Origin of the sequence: Xylophilus sp. (assembly GCA_009914555.1) — a bacterium.
Lineage (GTDB): Bacteria > Pseudomonadota > Gammaproteobacteria > Burkholderiales > Burkholderiaceae_C > WNDY01.
The window spans coordinates 201,703-217,240 of the sequence record WNDY01000001.1 but is presented as its reverse complement, the minus strand read 5'-3'; the positions used below and the strand labels follow the sequence as shown (position 1 = coordinate 217,240).

At 69.9% G+C, this 15,538-nt stretch carries 15 protein-coding genes and 1 pseudogene; 7 read left to right on the top strand and 9 right to left on the bottom strand.

All coding sequences use genetic code 11. The features are described 5' to 3' along the window. Window positions 1-3 precede the first annotated feature (3 nt). The gene (locus GAK38_RS01035; RefSeq protein WP_325340636.1) at window positions 4-858 is read right to left on the bottom strand and encodes a phytanoyl-CoA dioxygenase family protein; all 855 of its coding nucleotides are present in this window, start codon (window positions 856-858) and stop codon (window positions 4-6) included. A gap of 230 nt (window positions 859-1,088) precedes the next feature. Here GAK38_RS01035 and GAK38_RS01030 point away from each other — a divergent pair, with 230 nt between their 5' ends. The 4 genes from GAK38_RS01030 to GAK38_RS01015 all read left to right on the top strand — a co-directional run bounded on the left by GAK38_RS01030 (window position 1,089) and on the right by GAK38_RS01015 (window position 5,023). Then, on the top strand, window positions 1,089-2,075 hold the full coding sequence (locus GAK38_RS01030) for a Bug family tripartite tricarboxylate transporter substrate binding protein (RefSeq protein ID WP_325340634.1): 987 nt from the start codon (window positions 1,089-1,091) through the stop codon (window positions 2,073-2,075). Window positions 2,076-2,130: 55 nt separating this feature from the next. After that, window positions 2,131-3,096, top strand: coding sequence for a Bug family tripartite tricarboxylate transporter substrate binding protein (locus tag GAK38_RS01025; protein WP_325340633.1), 966 nt, complete (start codon window positions 2,131-2,133; stop codon window positions 3,094-3,096). Window positions 3,097-3,218: 122 nt separating this feature from the next. After that, window positions 3,219-3,977 (top strand): FadR/GntR family transcriptional regulator, encoded by a 759-nt coding sequence (locus GAK38_RS01020; RefSeq protein ID WP_325340631.1) that lies wholly within the window; start codon window positions 3,219-3,221, stop codon window positions 3,975-3,977. Between the two features lie 71 nt (window positions 3,978-4,048). Beyond that, the gene (locus GAK38_RS01015) at window positions 4,049-5,023 is read left to right on the top strand and encodes a LysR family transcriptional regulator (RefSeq protein ID WP_325340629.1); all 975 of its coding nucleotides are present in this window, start codon (window positions 4,049-4,051) and stop codon (window positions 5,021-5,023) included. Here GAK38_RS01015 and GAK38_RS01010 read toward each other — a convergent pair. After that, entirely contained in the window at window positions 4,992-6,692 is a 1,701-nt protein-coding gene (locus tag GAK38_RS01010; protein ID WP_325340887.1) for a thiamine pyrophosphate-dependent enzyme, read from the bottom strand. The two genes, GAK38_RS01015 and GAK38_RS01010, sit on opposite strands and share 32 nt — an antisense overlap. Window positions 6,693-6,897: 205 nt before the next feature. On the opposite strand from GAK38_RS01010, the gene GAK38_RS01005 reads away from it, so the two are divergent. From GAK38_RS01005 to GAK38_RS00995, 3 genes are all read left to right on the top strand, one after another. Next, window positions 6,898-8,496 carry an aldehyde dehydrogenase (NADP(+)) gene (locus GAK38_RS01005; protein ID WP_325340627.1) on the top strand — a complete coding sequence of 533 codons (1,599 nt, stop codon included), beginning with the start codon at window positions 6,898-6,900 and terminating at the stop codon, window positions 8,494-8,496. A gap of 68 nt (window positions 8,497-8,564) precedes the next feature. Further along, window positions 8,565-9,515, top strand: a complete 951-nt coding sequence (locus GAK38_RS01000; RefSeq protein ID WP_325340625.1) for a LysR substrate-binding domain-containing protein — start codon at window positions 8,565-8,567, stop codon at window positions 9,513-9,515. Between the two features lie 145 nt (window positions 9,516-9,660). Then, entirely contained in the window at window positions 9,661-10,623 is a 963-nt protein-coding gene (locus GAK38_RS00995; protein ID WP_325340623.1) for a sulfonate ABC transporter substrate-binding protein, read from the top strand. A gap of 185 nt (window positions 10,624-10,808) precedes the next feature. On the opposite strand, the gene GAK38_RS00990 is transcribed toward GAK38_RS00995, so the two are convergent. From GAK38_RS00990 to GAK38_RS00960, 7 genes and pseudogenes are all read right to left on the bottom strand, one after another. Further along, window positions 10,809-11,411, bottom strand: a complete 603-nt coding sequence (locus tag GAK38_RS00990; RefSeq protein ID WP_325340621.1) for a DUF937 domain-containing protein — start codon at window positions 11,409-11,411, stop codon at window positions 10,809-10,811. Between the two features lie 170 nt (window positions 11,412-11,581). Further along, on the bottom strand, window positions 11,582-11,836 hold the full coding sequence (locus GAK38_RS00985; protein WP_325340620.1) for a peptidoglycan-binding domain-containing protein: 255 nt from the start codon (window positions 11,834-11,836) through the stop codon (window positions 11,582-11,584). An 11-nt stretch (window positions 11,837-11,847) separates the two neighbouring features. Next, window positions 11,848-12,609 carry a class I SAM-dependent methyltransferase gene (locus GAK38_RS00980; protein ID WP_325340618.1) on the bottom strand — a complete coding sequence of 254 codons (762 nt, stop codon included), beginning with the start codon at window positions 12,607-12,609 and terminating at the stop codon, window positions 11,848-11,850. Window positions 12,610-12,622: 13 nt separating this feature from the next. After that, window positions 12,623-13,558 carry a ParB/RepB/Spo0J family partition protein gene (locus GAK38_RS00975; protein WP_325340616.1) on the bottom strand — a complete coding sequence of 312 codons (936 nt, stop codon included), beginning with the start codon at window positions 13,556-13,558 and terminating at the stop codon, window positions 12,623-12,625. A 19-nt stretch (window positions 13,559-13,577) separates the two neighbouring features. Then, window positions 13,578-14,105, bottom strand: a pseudogene (locus tag GAK38_RS00970) (RBBP9/YdeN family alpha/beta hydrolase); the annotation flags it as partial. A gap of 29 nt (window positions 14,106-14,134) precedes the next feature. Next, on the bottom strand, window positions 14,135-14,896 hold the full coding sequence (locus GAK38_RS00965) for a ParA family protein (RefSeq protein WP_325340614.1): 762 nt from the start codon (window positions 14,894-14,896) through the stop codon (window positions 14,135-14,137). Window positions 14,897-14,907: 11 nt separating this feature from the next. After that, window positions 14,908-15,522 (bottom strand): LysE family translocator, encoded by a 615-nt coding sequence (locus GAK38_RS00960; protein ID WP_325340612.1) that lies wholly within the window; start codon window positions 15,520-15,522, stop codon window positions 14,908-14,910. Window positions 15,523-15,538 lie beyond the last annotated feature (16 nt).

Here is a 15,538-nt window from a genome sequence, read left to right as displayed (position 1 = left end):
TCTTCAGACCGTGGTCGCGGACGCGTCCTTCTGATGGCGTCCGTCCTGGGCCGCGCCGGCATAGATCACCTTCATGCGGCGCTCCAGCACTTCCTTGTGATGGGCCACGGCATCCGGATGCATATCAGCCTCCGGGGCGCGCTCCAGGTCGTAGTAGCCGAAATCGTCGACCCCGCGCACCAGTGTGGCGCTGTCGCGTACTCCAGGCTCGCTGGGCAGCGAAGTCGGCATGTAGCGGATGGCGAAGCCCACACGGCGGATGTCGGAGGTGTTGGGCTCGGACCCGTGGACGATGAGCACGTCGTGCAGCGACATCTGGCCGGGCCGCAACACCACGTCCACGGCGTCCTTCTCGTCGACCTCGGCGGCGATCTCCTGGCCGCGCGTCAGCATGTTGTCCGAGCCGAACTTGTCCTCGTGCGGCAGTTGCTGCATGTGCGTGCCGGGCACGACGCGCATGCAGCCGTTGTCACGGATGGACGGCGTGAAGGCTACCCAGGCCGTCAGCACGTCGGGTCGGCCCAACCCCCAGTAGGTGGCGTCCTGGTGCCACGAGACGAAGCCCGGCGTCCGCGCGTTCTTGGCGAAGAACTGCGATGCGCGACACAAGATGTTGGGGCCCAGGATGCTTTCGACCGCATCGAGGATCTTCGGGTGCCGAACGATTTCGTCGAGCCATGGGAACAGCAGGTGCGGCTTGAGGAAGCGAGCCGGCAGTGGAGAGCCGTACCGGGCCTCGATCGCCTCCAGGCGTCGCAGCGAATCGGCGGCCTCGTCGGCCGTCAGCACATCGATGGGGAAATGGATGCCGGCGCGGCGGTATTGCGCGACGACCTCGGGGGACAGGCTGGCAGTCATGGAACTCCTCGGCGTTGTGTTCGGTCAGGCGTTCACATGTTAGCCAAGTTGATCCACTTGTCAATTTATAGAAGCAGGGAAAACGATAGTTCAGCATGCAACTAGCTGATTTAACAATGATTTTTTGCTTCTCAGTCCAAACTCATTGCCAATCTAATTTGACATGTATTGGATTTTTTATAGCATGTAAATGCATTTTTGATTCCCATCAACCCACGACGAGACATCCGATGTACCGCTCCACTTTCATTCGTCTGCTGCCGGCATTCGCAGCTGCTTTCTGGGGCGCCACCGGCGCGGCTGCTCCGGCCAAGGACGATCTTTCGGCTAAGCCGGTAACCTGGGTGGTGCCCTTCGCCGCAGGAGGGACGTCGGACATCCTGGCCCGCGTCATCGGCCAGAAGCTGGGGCCGGCGCTCGACACGACCGTAGTGGTGGAGAACCGTCCCGGCGCCGGCGGAAACATCGGCTCGGCCTTCGTGGCCAATGCGAAGCCTGATGGTCATACGCTGGTCGGAGGCACGATCAGTTCGCATGCGATCAACGTGAGCCTTTACCCCAGCATGCCGTATGACCCGGTCAGGTCTTTCGAGCCGATCACGCTGATCGGCACCCTGCCCAACGTGCTGGTAGTGAAGGCGAGTTTCCCCTACCGGACGGTCAAGGACGTCGTGGATGCGGCCAAGGCGCGGCCCGGCAAGCTCACCTTCGGCTCGTCGGGCAGCGGCACGTCGCAGCACCTGTCGGGCGAGCTGTTCAAGTCCATCGCGCAGGTCGACATGACGCACGTGCCCTACAAGGGTGGTACCGGCGCGACCACCGACCTGCTCGCCGGCAACATCGACCTCAACTTCGAAAACATCGTCGTGGTCGCCCCGCTGATCAAATCGGGGCAGTTGCGTGCACTCGGCGTCCCGTCCGCACAGCGGTCCAGGCTCATGCCCGACGTTCCTTCTCTTGCAGAAGCCGGTCTCGCGGGTTACGAGATCGTGTCGTGGCAAGCCGTGTTCGCACCGGCGGGCACGCCCGCGCCGATCGTCCAGCGCCTGTCCACCCAGATCGGGCGCATCCTTGCCGAGCCAGAGGTGAAGCAGCGGCTGTTCGATCTCGGGATGGAGCCCTCGGGTATGAAGCCGGCCGAGTTGCGCGCCTACCAGCACGCGGAGGTCGAAAAGTGGGCAGCCCTGATCAAGGCCCGCAACATCCGCATGGACTGATCGCACATCCACCGCCGACGTTCCGGAGATAAGCGCGATGAAGCTCCAACTCCGTATGGTCACGCTGGCCGCCCTTCTGGCGACCTCGACTCTCTTCTGCGCGCTGGCCCGCGCGCAGGCCAGCTATCCGGACAAGCCGATCCGGTTCGTCGTTCCGTTCACTCCGGCCGGCTCGGTGGACATCATCGCGCGCGTCGTCGGCCGCAAGCTGGAGGCCCGCTTCGGCGTGCCCGTCATCGTGGACAACCGCACCGGCGCCGGTGGCACCATCGGGACCGAAGCCGTCGCCAAGGCCGCGCCAGATGGCTACACCTTCGTGGAGGGAACCCAGGCCACGCATGCGGCCAACAAAGCCCTCTACCAAGTCTTGCGATACGACCCGGTGGGCGACTTCGAGCCAGTACATGGCCTGATCGCCATGTCCGGCATCTTTGCCGTGCGCGGCGAAAGCCCTTTTAAGACGCTGAAAGACTTCGTCGACCATGCGAAGACCCGGCCCGGCCAGCTGTCGTTCTCGTCCGGCGGCGTCGGCACCGGTGGGCACCTCATGAACGAGCAGTTTCAGAACGTCGCTGGCATCAAGCTGATGCATGTGCCGTACAAGGGCAGCGCACCGGCTGTCGCCGACATCGTGGGCGGCCAGATCGACGCGGGCCTGGACTTCTCCAGCGTCATGGGCGAGTTCATCCGCGCCGGACGGCTGCGGCCGCTGGCCACCACCGGGCAACAGCGCCTGGGCATGTTCCCCGACGTTCCCACCTTCGCCGAGGCGGGATACCCCGCCGCGACCGCGACCGCATGGGTCGCACTCTTCGCGCCCGCAAAGACGCCGCCGGCCATCGTCGGGAAGGTGCAGCGAGCTGTCGCGGACATCGCACAGTCGGCCGACGGCAAGAAGACCATCGCCGAGATGGGCGGCGTACCGCTGATGCTTGGCGGGGCTGAGCTGAAGTCCTTCGTGGCGGCCGAGGGCGCCAGGTGGCGCGACATCGTGCAGAAGTCCAGCGCCTCGGCGCAATAGAAGAGACTACGACGCAAACGCGTTCGATATGATCCCGGCACGGTCGGACCGCGCCTGCGGTGGCACCGGCCCGCTCATGGCTTCGGCGCCGCTGCCAACAGTGCTGACGGCCGGGATTACGCATGCCCACATCGAATACCGATTCCCGCCCCTACCTGCTCGAGAAACCCGGCCTTCAACTTGTGCGGGGAAGCCGGGCGCGTCTGAGCGACCAGATCTACGGCCAGATCTTCGACCAGATCGTGGCCGGCCATCTGCGCGTCGGCGCGCAGCTCCCGTCGGAGAAGGAACTGTGCGAGCAGGCCGGCGTGTCGCGACCGGTGGTGCGCCAGGCGCTGCTGCGCCTGAAGGCCGATGGATTGATCACCTCGCACCAGGGGGCTGGATCGTTCGTCACCCACCAGCCAGCCGCCCGGATCAAGACGTTCGCCGCGCCCCAAGACATGGCCGGCTTCCTGCGGTGCCTCGAAGCCCGGATCACCGTCGAAGGCGATACTGCCTATTGCGCGGCCGAACGGCACACGGAGCAGCAACTGCAGGGCATCCGCGTCGCACATGCGCGCTTCGCCGAAAGCACGCAGGCCGGACAGCTGTGCCCCGAGGAAGACCTGGCCTTCCATCGCGCCATCGCCATCGCCAGCAACAACGACCTCTACGTCACGATGCTCGAAGGCATCCACGAAGCGGTCCTGGGCTTTCAGAAGCTGGTCTACAACATGAAGCGGAGCACGAGCATCCGCCGCATGCATTTCGTGGTCGACGAGCACGCCTCCATCCTGGCGGCCATCGCCAGCCGGGACGGCAGCCACGCGCGAATCGCGATGCACTACCACCTGCTGCAGACGAGGCAGCGGTTGCTCGACCGCAACGCTGCCCACTGAGCCGCGTTTCCTCGGCCGCCCCAAGTGCAGGCACAGGCTGGTTCCATCACGCCTTGCCGCAGGATTGCCCAATGAACTCCGACGACCTCGCCTTCTTCACCCTCGTGGCCGATGCCGGCAGCCTCTCGGCCGCCGCCCTCGCCGGCGGGCTCGACACCTCCACCGTGAGCCGGCGCATCGGCCAGCTGGAGAAGCACCTGGACGTGCGCCTGTGCCGCCGCAGCGGCCGCGGCATGGCGCTGACGGTGCAGGGCGAGACGCTGCTCACCCATGCGCGCCAAGTGCAGCAGGCCCTCGCCGCCGCGCGGGAAGCGGTGGCCGGCGACGCCCGCCAGGGGCCGGCGCGCATCCGCATCGCAGCGCAGCCGACGATCGCGCTGACGCTGTTCGGCGACCTGTTCCATGCGCTGCAAGCGCGTTTTCCGGCGAGCCGGCTGCAATTCGGCGAGGGGCTGGCCAGCTCCATCCTGGCCGACCTGCAGGCCGGCACGGTCGACATGGCCGTGCTGTACCGGCCCGAGTACCCGGGCGCCGTGGCCTATGAGCCTCTGCTGCTGGAGCGGCTCTACCTGCTGGCGCCGCCCGGCTACGCGATGACGATGACGCAGGCCCGCCTCGATGCCGACGGCCTGGCCGGCGTGCCGCTGGTGCTGCCGAGCACGCACCACGGCCTGCGGGTGACGGTGGAGGCGATGGCCGCGCGCCGCGGCTTCACGCCGCTGGTCGCGCTGGAGAACGACAGCTCCAACGCGCTCACGCTGGAGCTGGTGCGCAAGGGCTGCGGCTGTACCGTGCTGCCGCTGGCCGCCGCGGCCGCGGAGATCGCGCAGGGCCGGCTCCAGGGCTTCGCGCTGCCCGGCGACGATGCGGAGCGCTGTGTCTGCCTGGTGCTGGGCCGCAGCGCGATGGAGGCGCGCAACCTCTGGGCGCTGGCCGCGCTGGTGCGCGAAGTGGTCACCCGGCTGGCCACGAGCGGCGCCTGGCTGGGCGCGCGGCCGGTCAAGCCGCCGAAGGCTAGGCCTGGGCGAGCCGCGCCACCGGCGTGATCTGCTGCGGGTCGGTGACCAGTTCGATCACCGCAGGCCGGCCGGCGGCGCGAGCGCGGGCGAAGGCGGCGGGGAAGGCGCTTTCGTGCTCCACGCGCTCGGCATGTGCGCCGAGCGCCTGGGCGAGCGCGACGAAGTCGGGGTTGGCCAGGCGCGTGGCCGAGACGCGGCCGGGGTATTCGCGCTCCTGGTGCATGCGGATGGTGCCGAGCATGCCGTTGTTGACCACGAGCACGATGACGGCCGCGCCGTACGCGGCTGCCGTGGCCAGCTCCTGCGGGTACATCATGAAGCAGCCGTCGCCGGCGAAGCAGACCACGTCGCGCTCCGGTGCGGCGAGCTTGGCCGCGATGGCCGCGGGCAGGCCGTAGCCCATCGCGCCGTTGGTGGGGCCGAGTTCGGTGCCCAGGCTGCGGTAGCGGTAGAAGCGGTGCAGCCAGACGGTGTAGTTGCCGGCGCCGTTGGTCAGCACCGCATCGTCGCCCAGCGTGTCGGCCAGGTGGGCAACGACGGCGGACAGTTCCACGCCGCGCAGCTCGGCGCTGCGGGCCAGCGGCGCGTTGTGGGCCGCGTAGGCGGCGCGCGCGGCGGCCGTCCAGGCGCTCCAGCGGCGCGGGCCCGGCTCGGCCGGCAGGGCGGCGAAGGCCGCGGCGGCGCGGGCGACCGAGGCGTTGACGGGCAGGTCGGCCTGGTAGACGCGGCCCAGCTCCTCGGGGTCCGCATGCACGTGCACCATGCGCTGGGCCGGGCGCGGACTGCGGATGATCTCGTAGTTGCCGGAGGTGATCTCGGCGAGCCGGCTGCCGATCACGATCAGCAGGTCGGCCTCGCCCACCGTCCTGGCCAGCGCGGGCGAGACGCCCAGGCCGAGCTGGCCGACGTAGTGCGCATCGCGGTTGTCGAGCACGTCCTGGCGGCGGAACGAGGCGGCCACCGGCAGGTCGTGCGCGGCGGCGAAGCGGCGCAGGTCGTCCTGCGCCTCGGGCGTCCAGCCGGTGCCGCCGACGATGACCAGCGGGCGCTCGGCCTCGCGCAGCAGCGCGGCCAGCGCCTGCGGTGCCGCGGGCTCGGGCGCGGCCTCCGAAATGCGCACCGGCGGCAGGTCGGCCACTTCGGCCGCACCGAACAGCACGTCCTCCGGCAGCGCGACGACGACCGGGCCGCGCCGGCCCGAGAGCGCGACGCTGAAGGCGCGGGCCACGACCTCGGGAATGCGGCGGATGTCCTCGATCTCGGTGGCCCACTTGGCCAGCCCGCCGAAGACCTGGCGGTAGTCCACCTCCTGGAAGCCCTCGCGCTCCTTGATGTTGGTGGCGACCTGGCCGACGAACAGGATCATCGGCGTCGAATCCTGCTTCGCCGTGTGCACGCCGTTGGCCGCGTGGGTGGCGCCGGGGCCGCGCGTGACGAAGGCGATGCCCGGACGGCCGGTGAGCTTGCCGTAGGCGTCGGCCATGTTCGACGCCGCGCCCTCGTGCCGCGTGACGATGGTGCGGATGCTGTCGTGGTCGGCCAGCGCGTCGAGCACCGGCAGGTAGCTCTCGCCCGGCACGCAGTAGATGGTGTCCACCTGGTTGCGGCGCAGGGCCTCGACCAGGATCTGGCCGCCGTTGCGGCGCGGGGTGTCGGTGGAAGGGGCGGCGGATGGGGCGGTGGCGATGTTGGTCATCGCGGAGCAGTATCCCCGCAGCTGCCGGTCGGTGGAAGGCATCCGGCACAGAGCTGGTTTTCGCTGAATGCAAACCTCGGGATTCTTCGGGGGCTTACAGTGCCAGGTTCCGCGCGCCCGGGGGTGCGTGCTGCAGCGCAGGCCTATCGCGACCTGCCGTGGCTACCCAGATCAGGCCTCTTTTCCGTTCATCCAGGAGAACTCCATGACGACCACCATCACCGGCGAAATGCTCATCGGCTCGCAAGCCGTGCGCGGCACCGAGCGCACCCAGCGCGCCTACAACCCCGCCACCGGCCAGGAGATCGACGAGCCCGTGTTCGGCCTGGGCGGCCAGGCCGAAGTCAACCGCGCGGCCGAGCTGGCCCGGGCTGCCTTCGACTCCTACCGCGCGCTGCCGCTGGAAAAGCGTGCCGCCTTCCTCGAAGCCATCGCCGAGAACATCCTGGCGCTGGGCGACACGCTGATCGAGCGCGCCAACGCCGAAACCGGCCTGCCCGCGGCCCGCCTGCAGGGCGAGCGCGGCCGCACGGTCGGCCAGCTGCGCCTGTTCGCCCGCGTCGTGCGCGACGGCCACTTCCTGCATGCCACGATCGACCCGGCCCAGCCGGAGCGCCAGCCGCTGCCGCGCGTGGACCTGCGCCTGGCCCGCATTCCGCTCGGCCCGGTCGCCGTGTTCGGTGCCAGCAACTTTCCGCTGGCCTTCTCGGTGGCCGGCGGCGACACCGCCTCGGCCCTGGCCGCCGGCGCACCGGTGATCGTCAAGGCCCATGCGGCCCACCTCGGCACCTCCGAGCTGGTCGGCCGCGCCATCCAGAAGGCGGTGAAGGACCTGGGCCTGCCCGAAGGCACGTTCTCGCTGCTCGTGGGCGCCGGCCGCTCGCTCGGCGAAGCGCTCGTGGCCCACCCAGCCATCAAGGCCGTCGGCTTCACCGGCTCGCGCCAGGGCGGCCTGGCGCTGGTGAAGATCGCCAATGCCCGCCCGGAGCCGATTCCCGTCTATGCCGAGATGAGCAGCATCAACCCGGTGTTCCTGCTGCCCGCCGCGCTGGCCAGCCGCGCCGAGGCCATCGGCCGCGGTTTCGCCGACTCGCTCACGCTGGGCGCCGGCCAGTTCTGCACCAACCCCGGCCTGGTGCTCGCCATCGACGGCCCGGACCTGCAGCGCTTCGTTGATGCGGCGTCGGCTGCCATCGCCGGCAAGCCCGCCGCCACCATGCTGACCCAGGGCATCCACGAGGCCTACACCAGCGGCGTGGCCAAGCTGGCCGCCGTCGACGGCGTGACCCAGGCCGCCCAGGGCCAGCCGGCCGGCGATGCGCCCAACGCCGCCCAGGCCGGTCTGTACGTCACCGACGCGCAGCGCCTGCTGTCGTCGGCCGACCTCGAAGGCGAGATCTTCGGCCCCACATCGCTGGTCGTGCGCGCCCGGAGCATCGACGAGCTGATCCAGGTCGCCGAGCACCTCGAAGGGCAGCTGACCGCCACGCTGCAGGTCGACGCCGGCGACTACGCCGATGCCCGCCGCCTGCTGCCGGTGCTGGAACGCAAGGTCGGCCGCATCTTGGCCAACGGCTTCCCGACCGGCGTGGAAGTGAGCCATGCCCAGGTGCACGGCGGGCCGTTCCCGTCGACCTCCAACGGCGCCTTCACCTCGGTCGGCGCGAGCGCCATCGACCGCTTTCTGCGCCCGGTGGCCTACCAGGACCTGCCGGACGAACTGCTGCCGCAAGCCCTGCAGAACGCCAACCCGCTGGGCCTGTGGCGCCTGGTGGATGGCGAGGTGAAGAGCCCGGGGGCCTGACCCCCTTCGCCCGGGCAGCCCGGGTCGCGCCTGTCGGGCGCCACGCACATGCCAGAATCCCGGGCTCCATGGCCTATGCCCCACCGCACCGTCCGCCGCCGCTGCACGCGGTGCGCGCCTTCGTTGCCGCGGCACAGCACCTGAGCTTCACCCGCGCGGCGGCCGAGTTGCACGTGACCCACAGCGCCATCAGCCGCCAGGTCAAGGCGCTGGAGGCGCACCTGGGCACGGCCCTGTTCGAGCGCCGCGTGCGCCAGGTGGTGCTCACGCCGGCGGGCCACGCCTTCCAGGCCGAGGCCGCGCCGGCGCTGGAGCGCATCGCCGCGGCGGCGCGCCAGATCGCCGGCGGACCGGACGACGCCGCTGCCGACGCGCGCACCGTGCGCATCAATGTGCGGCCCTCGTTCGCGGTGCGCTGGCTGATACCGCGGCTGCCGGACTTCGTCGCCGCCCATCCGCGCATCGCGCCCAAGGTGCTGACGACCACGGCCGCGCCGGCCCGTGCGGCCGATGCCTTCGACATCGCGATCCGCCGCGGCACCGGCGGCTGGCCCGGCGACTGGCTGCTGCAGCCCTTTCTGGAAGACGCCGCCGTGGTCGTCGGCGCGCCCGCTCTGCTGGCCGCCAGGCCGGTGCCGCAGGCGCGTGCCGCGGCCGGCCATGTGCTGCTCGATGCGCGCAGCCGCAGCGGCGACTGGGACGACTGGCGCCGGCTGCATGGCGGCGCGCGCCAGCGCCCCGCCGGCCGGCTGGCGCTGGACCACCTGCACTTGGTGCTGCAAGCCGCGGTCGACGGCCTGGGCCTGGCGATGGCGCCGCTGTCGCTGGCGTCGCACGACCTGGCGGCCGGCCGGCTGGTCGCGCCGCTGCCGGCGCTGCGGCTGCCGCTGGCGCGGCACTACTACGCGGTGGCGCCGGGCGCGCCGGCCGAAGCCACGGTGTTCGCCCGCTGGCTGGAAAGCGCGGCACAGCGCGACTTCGATATACAGACCCCAGTAGGCCTCCACAACGCCGGATGATCGCGCACTGTAGGCTCATACTCCCTGCGCTGCATGTCAGTGCGGTAGCATATCCAAGTAAGTATTCGTTCCTTGGTCACTGGCGCGCGGGCTTTTAGACTGCTCCGCGTTTTTCACAACCGCCATCGAGAGGAAGGAACCCGCCATGTCTCACCCCCGCCAGAAGATCGACCGCCGCCGGCTGCTCGCGCTTGGCGCCGCCGCGCTCACCGCCGGCGCCGCCCTGCCGCTGTATGCCCAGGCCGGCAAGACCACGCTGCGCATCGGCTACCAGAAGGCCGCCAACACGCTGGTGCTACTCAAGACCAAGGGCACGCTCGAAAAGCGCCTGGCGCCGCTGGGCGTGGACGTGAAGTGGGCCGAGTTCGCGGCCGGGCCGCAGCTGCTCGAAGCGCTCAACGTCGGCTCGGTCGACTTCGGCTACGTCGGCGAGGTGCCGCCGGTGGTGGCGCAGGCTGCGGGCGCGGACTTCGTCTACGTGGCGTATGAAGTGCCGTCGCCCGAGGCCGAGGGCATCCTGGTGCCGGCCAATTCGCCGCTGAAGTCGGTGGCCGACCTCAAGGGCAAGAAGCTCGCGTTCAACAAGGGCTCGGACGTGCACTGGCTCGTGGTCAGCGCGCTGAAGAAGGCCGGCATCGCCTACAGCGACTTCACGCCGGTCTACCTGCCGCCGGCCGATGCGCGCGCCGCGTTCGAGAAGGGCGCGATCGACGCCTGGGCCATCTGGGATCCGTTCCAGACCGCGGCGCAGAAGCAGGTCGGCGCGCGCCGGCTGACCAGCGCGGTCGGCATCGTGCCGCGCCACCAGTTCTTTCTGGCCGCGCGCCCGTTCGCCCAGGCGCACGGCGACGTGCTCAAGGCCGTGCTGGAGGAAGCCGGCCGCGAAGGCCAGTGGATCCTGGCCAACTACCACGAGGCGGCGAAACGGCTGTCGGCCGTGCAGGGCCTGGAGGTGGACGTGATCGAGACGGCGCTGAAAAACTACAAGCACGTCTACAAACCGATCGAGCCGGGCGTGCTGGTGGAGCAGCAGAAGATCGCGGATGCGTTCCACGAGCTCAAGCTGATTCCGAAGCCGATCAAGGTCACGGACGCGGTGCTGAAATGACAGGCAGGCAAGGCCCCCTCTTCGAGCACCATGGGAGCCTTGCCCGCCGCCGCGACATCCGTCCCACTGTCTTCAGGCAGGACTTTCGCCGCAGCTCGGCGGCCGGCGCGGTCTCGTTGGCCTGCCGCTGGATGTCGCGCCTTATTGAACGACCGTTGTGCGCCTCGATGGCAAGCTCGCAGTCTTCACTTCCTTCCGAACAGGCCGCCTCCGATCTTCGCGAGATCGCCCAGGTCGAGCCTGCCGTCGCCGTTCTGGTCGAATATCGAACCCAGCAGCCCACCGAGTCCGCCCTGCTGCTGCGCATGGGCCCGCTCCTGCCCTAGCAGGCCACCCAGGCCGCCGGCGTCCAGACCGCCCTGGCCCACGCGCTGCGCGATAAAGGACAGCACGATGGGCGCCAGCAGCTGCAGCAGCTGGCTGGCGCGGCCGCTGTCCAGGCCGGTCGCTTGGCCCAGGCCCGCTTCGGCCTGCGGACGCGCGCCGCCGAAGATGTGGCCCAGGATGTCCGCGCCGCCGCCCTGCCCGCCCAGCACCGAGCCGAGCAGGCCGCCGAGGTCGAAGCCTGCGCCTGTCTGGTGATCGCGCTGCAGCGCACCGAGCAGCGCCTGCGCGCCCTGCGGCTGGGCGGTGTTGTTGCCGAGGGCGCCGAGCAGCAGCGGCAAGGCTGCACCGACAGCCTGCTCGGCCTGCGGCGTGCCGATGCCGAGCTGCTGCCCGATCTGTTGCAACGGCGCTCCTTGCAGCTGGGAGAAGAGTTGGTGGGCGAGGCTGGTCGGCTGGTTCATGGCGGCTCCGGGATCGGTGGACGGAAGAAAGGGCCACATCGTAGACGGTGGCGGCGACGGCACGGCGCAGGGCGCGCGCGTCCGATGCGGCTTTCCCGAAAGGCCAGGGGTATATGCCTTGAATGCGCGAAAACCGAGCGTATTAGACATATACACCAGCCGGTATTAGATCAATGCTTGCTGAGTTCGGCGCTGGTCGCGGCATCCAGGCGGCCGGTCTGCGGCAGGTTGTGGTCCTTCTGGAAGAAGCGCAGTGCGTCGACGGTCTTCCCGCCCGAAACGCCGTCGACCGTGCCGGCGTTGTAGCCGAGCTGGCTGAGCTTCCTGCGCGGCCTTGAGCGAGATGCCCACGCCGCCGCCCAGCAGGCTGCCGAAGCCGCCCCAATCCGTTTGGAGGCGCCGCCTTTGGAGGCCGCGACCTGCACGCCCGAGCTTCTTACATACCGGACGCATCCGGTGCAGGCGCTTGCGCTGCGATCCGGTAGACCCAGACGGGGCGGCCCCCGGCCAGCATCCCTCGGGCCTGCGGCTGCCGCCCCGCTGCCTCGAATTCGAGACTGACGAGCCAGCCGCCGGCCGCCATCTCACGGCTGGCCTTCTGCCAGGCGCGTTTCATGCTCTCGGGCCGCTGGAACAGGTAGACCAGCGCATGGCCCGACCAGTCGGCGCGCCAGAGGTCGCCATGCCGCACGCGCGCCCAGGGACAGCGCAGCGCACACAGCCAGCGCAGCGGCCAGCTCCCTTCGATGCCGTGCAGGCGGGCCTGGGGATAAGCCCGCCGCAGCGCGCGCAGGCCGTCGCCCAGGCCGCAGCCGGCATCGAGCACTGCGGCCCCCGGCGGCAGCGGCGCCACGGCCGGCAGGCCGTCGAGCGCGCCCGGGGGCGTGGGGAACAGCGGCGCGTCGCGCCAGGCATGGACCGGATAGACCAGCAGCAGCAGGCCCAGCGCCACGAGCCAGACCCAGGCGGGAATCAGCGCCAGGCCGCCGCCGAGTATGGCGAGCGACAACGGAAAACCGGCAGCCACCAGGCCGCGCCGCCACCAGCTGCGCCCGCCGAGCGGGCTCAGCGCGGCGCTGGCGGCACAGCCGGCCGCCAGCGCCCACGGCAGTGGCACGGTGCGCGCCGCCCCGAGATAGGCCGCCCAGGCGGCACCCCAGGCCAGCAGCGCCGGCAGCGGCCAGAGGCGGTGGAGCATGCCGGCCGCGATGTCAGGAAGCGGATGTGCCCCGGAGCCGTTCGATTAGGCCGTTGAGCGCGTCCAACGAGCCGAAGGCGATGGTCAGTTCGCCCGATTCCTCGATGCGGCCGCCGGCGCGCTTGGTGCGCTTCTTCACGCGGATATCGACCTCGGCGGCGAGCAGGTCGGACAGCTCCTCCTCCACCCGCGTCCAGTCGCGCGGCTTGGCGTCCTGCTTCGGCCGCGGCGATGACGTCAGGCTGAACTCGGCACCGATCTTGTTGACCAGCGCTTCGGCCGTGCGCACCGAGAGGGACTTGGCCGCGATCTGGTTGGCCGCAGTGATCTGCGCCGCCCGATCCAGGGACAGCAGTGCGCGGGCATGGCCCATGTCGATGTCGCCGGCCATGAGCATGGTCTGCACCGGCTCGGCCAAGTTCAGCAGGCGCAGCAGGTTGCTGGCGGCGCTGCGCGAGCGGCCGACGGCCTGGGCCGCGCGCTCATGGGTCAGGCCGAACTCCCGGACCAGCCGGGCCAAGCCCTGGGCCTCTTCGAGCGGGTTGAGGTCTTCGCGCTGGATGTTCTCGATGAGCGCCATCGCGGCGGCGGCCTCGTCCGGCACGTCGCGCACCAGCACCGGCACGGCGTCCAGGCCGGCCAGACGGGCGGCGCGGAAACGGCGTTCGCCGGCGATGATCTCGTACCTGCCGGCGCTGTCGCCGCTGGCCAGACGGCGCACCAGGATGGGCTGCATGATGCCCTGTGCCTTGATCGACTCGGCCAGTTCGTAGAGCGCGCCCTCGTCCATGCGGGTGCGCGGCTGGTAGATGCCGGGGACCAACTCGGCCAGCGGCAGGGTGCGCGGCGCACCCTCGTCGGCCGGCGCGGCTACCGGGGTATCGCTGGCCTGTGGGCCAAGCAGTGCTTCCAGGCCGCGGCCCAGGCCCTTGGGTTTCTTGATCGCCATATGTGGATGGTTGTTCTAGGAGGAGTTCCTGCAACAGCGCACGGCCCTGCGACCAGTCGCCCAGGTTCGAAGCGGCGTTGACGTGGCCGTGGGCACCGATATCGGCGAAGCGTGCACCCCAGGCATCGGTCAGTTCTTGCGCCCGCTGCGGGGTGCAGTAGGGATCGTCGCTGCTGCTGGCTACGATGGACGGGAACGGAAGGCGCTGGCGCGCGATCGGCGTCCAGCCGGGGATCAGCGGCGCCAGGTCCGGCCGCTCGACATCGCCCGGCGCCACCAGCAGCGCGCCGCGGACCTGGTGGGTGTTGCGCGAATGGGCGGCCCAGGCAGCCACCAGGATGCAGCCCAGGCTGTGGGCCGCGAGCACGACCGGTCCGGGCGCGTCGACCAGCACCTCCTCCAGCCGCGCGCTCCAGTCGCCGCGCAGCGGGTGGAACCAGTCGTGCTGCTCCACGCGGCGGTAGCCGTACAGGGCTTCCCAGGTGGTCTGCCAATGGCCTTCGGTGCTGTTCTGCCATCCGGGCAGCGTGAGGACGGTCGTGCTCATGGGGGCGTGTTCCACGTGAAACATCAGGCTCAGCCGCGCCGCACCATCTCGCGGGCGAACTCCACGAACGCCTGGCTGCCCTTGGCCTGCGGATCGAACACCACGCCGGGCAGGCCGTAGCTCGGCGCCTCGGCCAAGCGCACGTTGCGCGGGATGACCGTGTCGAACACCTTGTCGCCGAAGTGCGCCTTGAGCTGGTCGCTGACCTGCTGCTGCAGGGTGATGCGGCTGTCGAACATCACGCGCAGCAGACCGATGATGACCAGGTCCTTGTTGAGGTTGGCATGGACCTGCTTGATGGTGTTGACCAGGTCGGTCAGGCCTTCGAGCGCGAAATACTCACACTGCATCGGCACGATCACGCCCTGCGCGGCGCACAGGCCGTTGAGCGTCAGCATCGACAGGCTCGGCGGGCAGTCGATCAGCACGAAGTCGTAGTCTCCTGCCACCTCGGCCAGCGCCTGCTTCAGGCGGCGCTCGCGGTTCTCCAGCGTGACGAGTTCGATCTCCGCGCCCGACAGTTCGCGGTTGGCGCCCAGCACCTGGTAGCCGCACTGCCCGGCCGCCACGGCCGATTCGCGCACCGAGGCCTCGCCGAGCAGCACGTCGTAGACCGAGCGCTCCAGCGCCCGCTTGTCCACGCCCGAGCCCATCGTCGCATTGCCCTGCGGGTCCAGGTCCACCATCAGCACGCGCTGGCCGATAGCGGCCAAGCCGGCGGCGAGGTTGACGGTGGTGGTGGTCTTGCCGACGCCGCCCTTCTGGTTGGCGATGCAGAAAATCTTGGGCATCTATCGGTTCTTCATGTGGACAGGGCGAGCCGCAGGCCGAAGCCCACAAGGCAGAGGCCGGCGATCTTTTCGAGCGCCCGGCCGATCCACGGGTTGGCGCGCAGCCGGGCGGCGAGGACATGGGTCAGCAGCACGGCCGCCAAGCCATACAGGAAGGTGAGGGCAGCGATGGTCAGCGCCATCGCGCCGAAGGTCGCGGCGCCCGGATGGCGGGCCGGGTCGACGAACAGCGGGAAGAAGGCCATGTAGAACACGATGGCCTTGGGATTGAGCAGCGTGATCAGTGCGGCCTGGCGGAAATAGTGCCGCGGCCGGATGTTCAGCACCGGCCCCTGCCCCGGCTTGGCGGCGAGCATGCGACAGCCGAGCCAGGCGAGGTAGGCCGCGCCCAGCCACTGCACCGCATGGAACGCTGCGGGATAGGCCGCCAGCAGCGCCGCCAGGCCGGCCACGGCGCACCACAGCAGCACCTGGTCGCCAGCGATGATGCCGAAGGTGGCCGCCAGCCCTGCGCGGATGCCGCCCTTGCCGGTCGACGTGATGAGCGCCAGGTTGCCGGGACCGGGGATCGCGAGGAAAAGGATGACGGCGGCCACGAAGGCGCCATAGTCAGCTACGCCGAACATCTGGGTGCGTATGGAG

Excerpts from the sequence above, each read along its gene's own strand:
- GAK38_RS00975 (WP_325340616.1), bottom strand. The coding sequence starts at position 13,558 with ATGGCGATCAAGAAACCCAAGGGCCTGGGCCGCGGCCTGGAAGCACTG.
- GAK38_RS00980 (WP_325340618.1), bottom strand. The coding sequence starts at position 12,609 with ATGCTCCACCGCCTCTGGCCGCTGCCGGCGCTGCTGGCCTGGGGTGCC.
- GAK38_RS01020 (WP_325340631.1), top strand. The coding sequence starts at position 3,219 with ATGCCCACATCGAATACCGATTCCCGCCCCTACCTGCTCGAGAAACCC.
- GAK38_RS00990 (WP_325340621.1), bottom strand. The coding sequence starts at position 11,411 with ATGAACCAGCCGACCAGCCTCGCCCACCAACTCTTCTCCCAGCTGCAA.
- GAK38_RS00960 (WP_325340612.1), bottom strand. The coding sequence starts at position 15,522 with ATGTTCGGCGTAGCTGACTATGGCGCCTTCGTGGCCGCCGTCATCCTT.
- GAK38_RS00995 (WP_325340623.1), top strand. The coding sequence starts at position 9,661 with ATGTCTCACCCCCGCCAGAAGATCGACCGCCGCCGGCTGCTCGCGCTT.
- GAK38_RS01005 (WP_325340627.1), top strand. The coding sequence starts at position 6,898 with ATGACGACCACCATCACCGGCGAAATGCTCATCGGCTCGCAAGCCGTG.
- GAK38_RS01015 (WP_325340629.1), top strand. The coding sequence starts at position 4,049 with ATGAACTCCGACGACCTCGCCTTCTTCACCCTCGTGGCCGATGCCGGC.
- GAK38_RS01010 (WP_325340887.1), bottom strand. The coding sequence starts at position 6,692 with ATGACCAACATCGCCACCGCCCCATCCGCCGCCCCTTCCACCGACACC.
- GAK38_RS00965 (WP_325340614.1), bottom strand. The coding sequence starts at position 14,896 with ATGCCCAAGATTTTCTGCATCGCCAACCAGAAGGGCGGCGTCGGCAAG.
- GAK38_RS01030 (WP_325340634.1), top strand. The coding sequence starts at position 1,089 with ATGTACCGCTCCACTTTCATTCGTCTGCTGCCGGCATTCGCAGCTGCT.
- GAK38_RS01000 (WP_325340625.1), top strand. The coding sequence starts at position 8,565 with ATGGCCTATGCCCCACCGCACCGTCCGCCGCCGCTGCACGCGGTGCGC.
- GAK38_RS01025 (WP_325340633.1), top strand. The coding sequence starts at position 2,131 with ATGGTCACGCTGGCCGCCCTTCTGGCGACCTCGACTCTCTTCTGCGCG.
- GAK38_RS01035 (WP_325340636.1), bottom strand. The coding sequence starts at position 858 with ATGACTGCCAGCCTGTCCCCCGAGGTCGTCGCGCAATACCGCCGCGCC.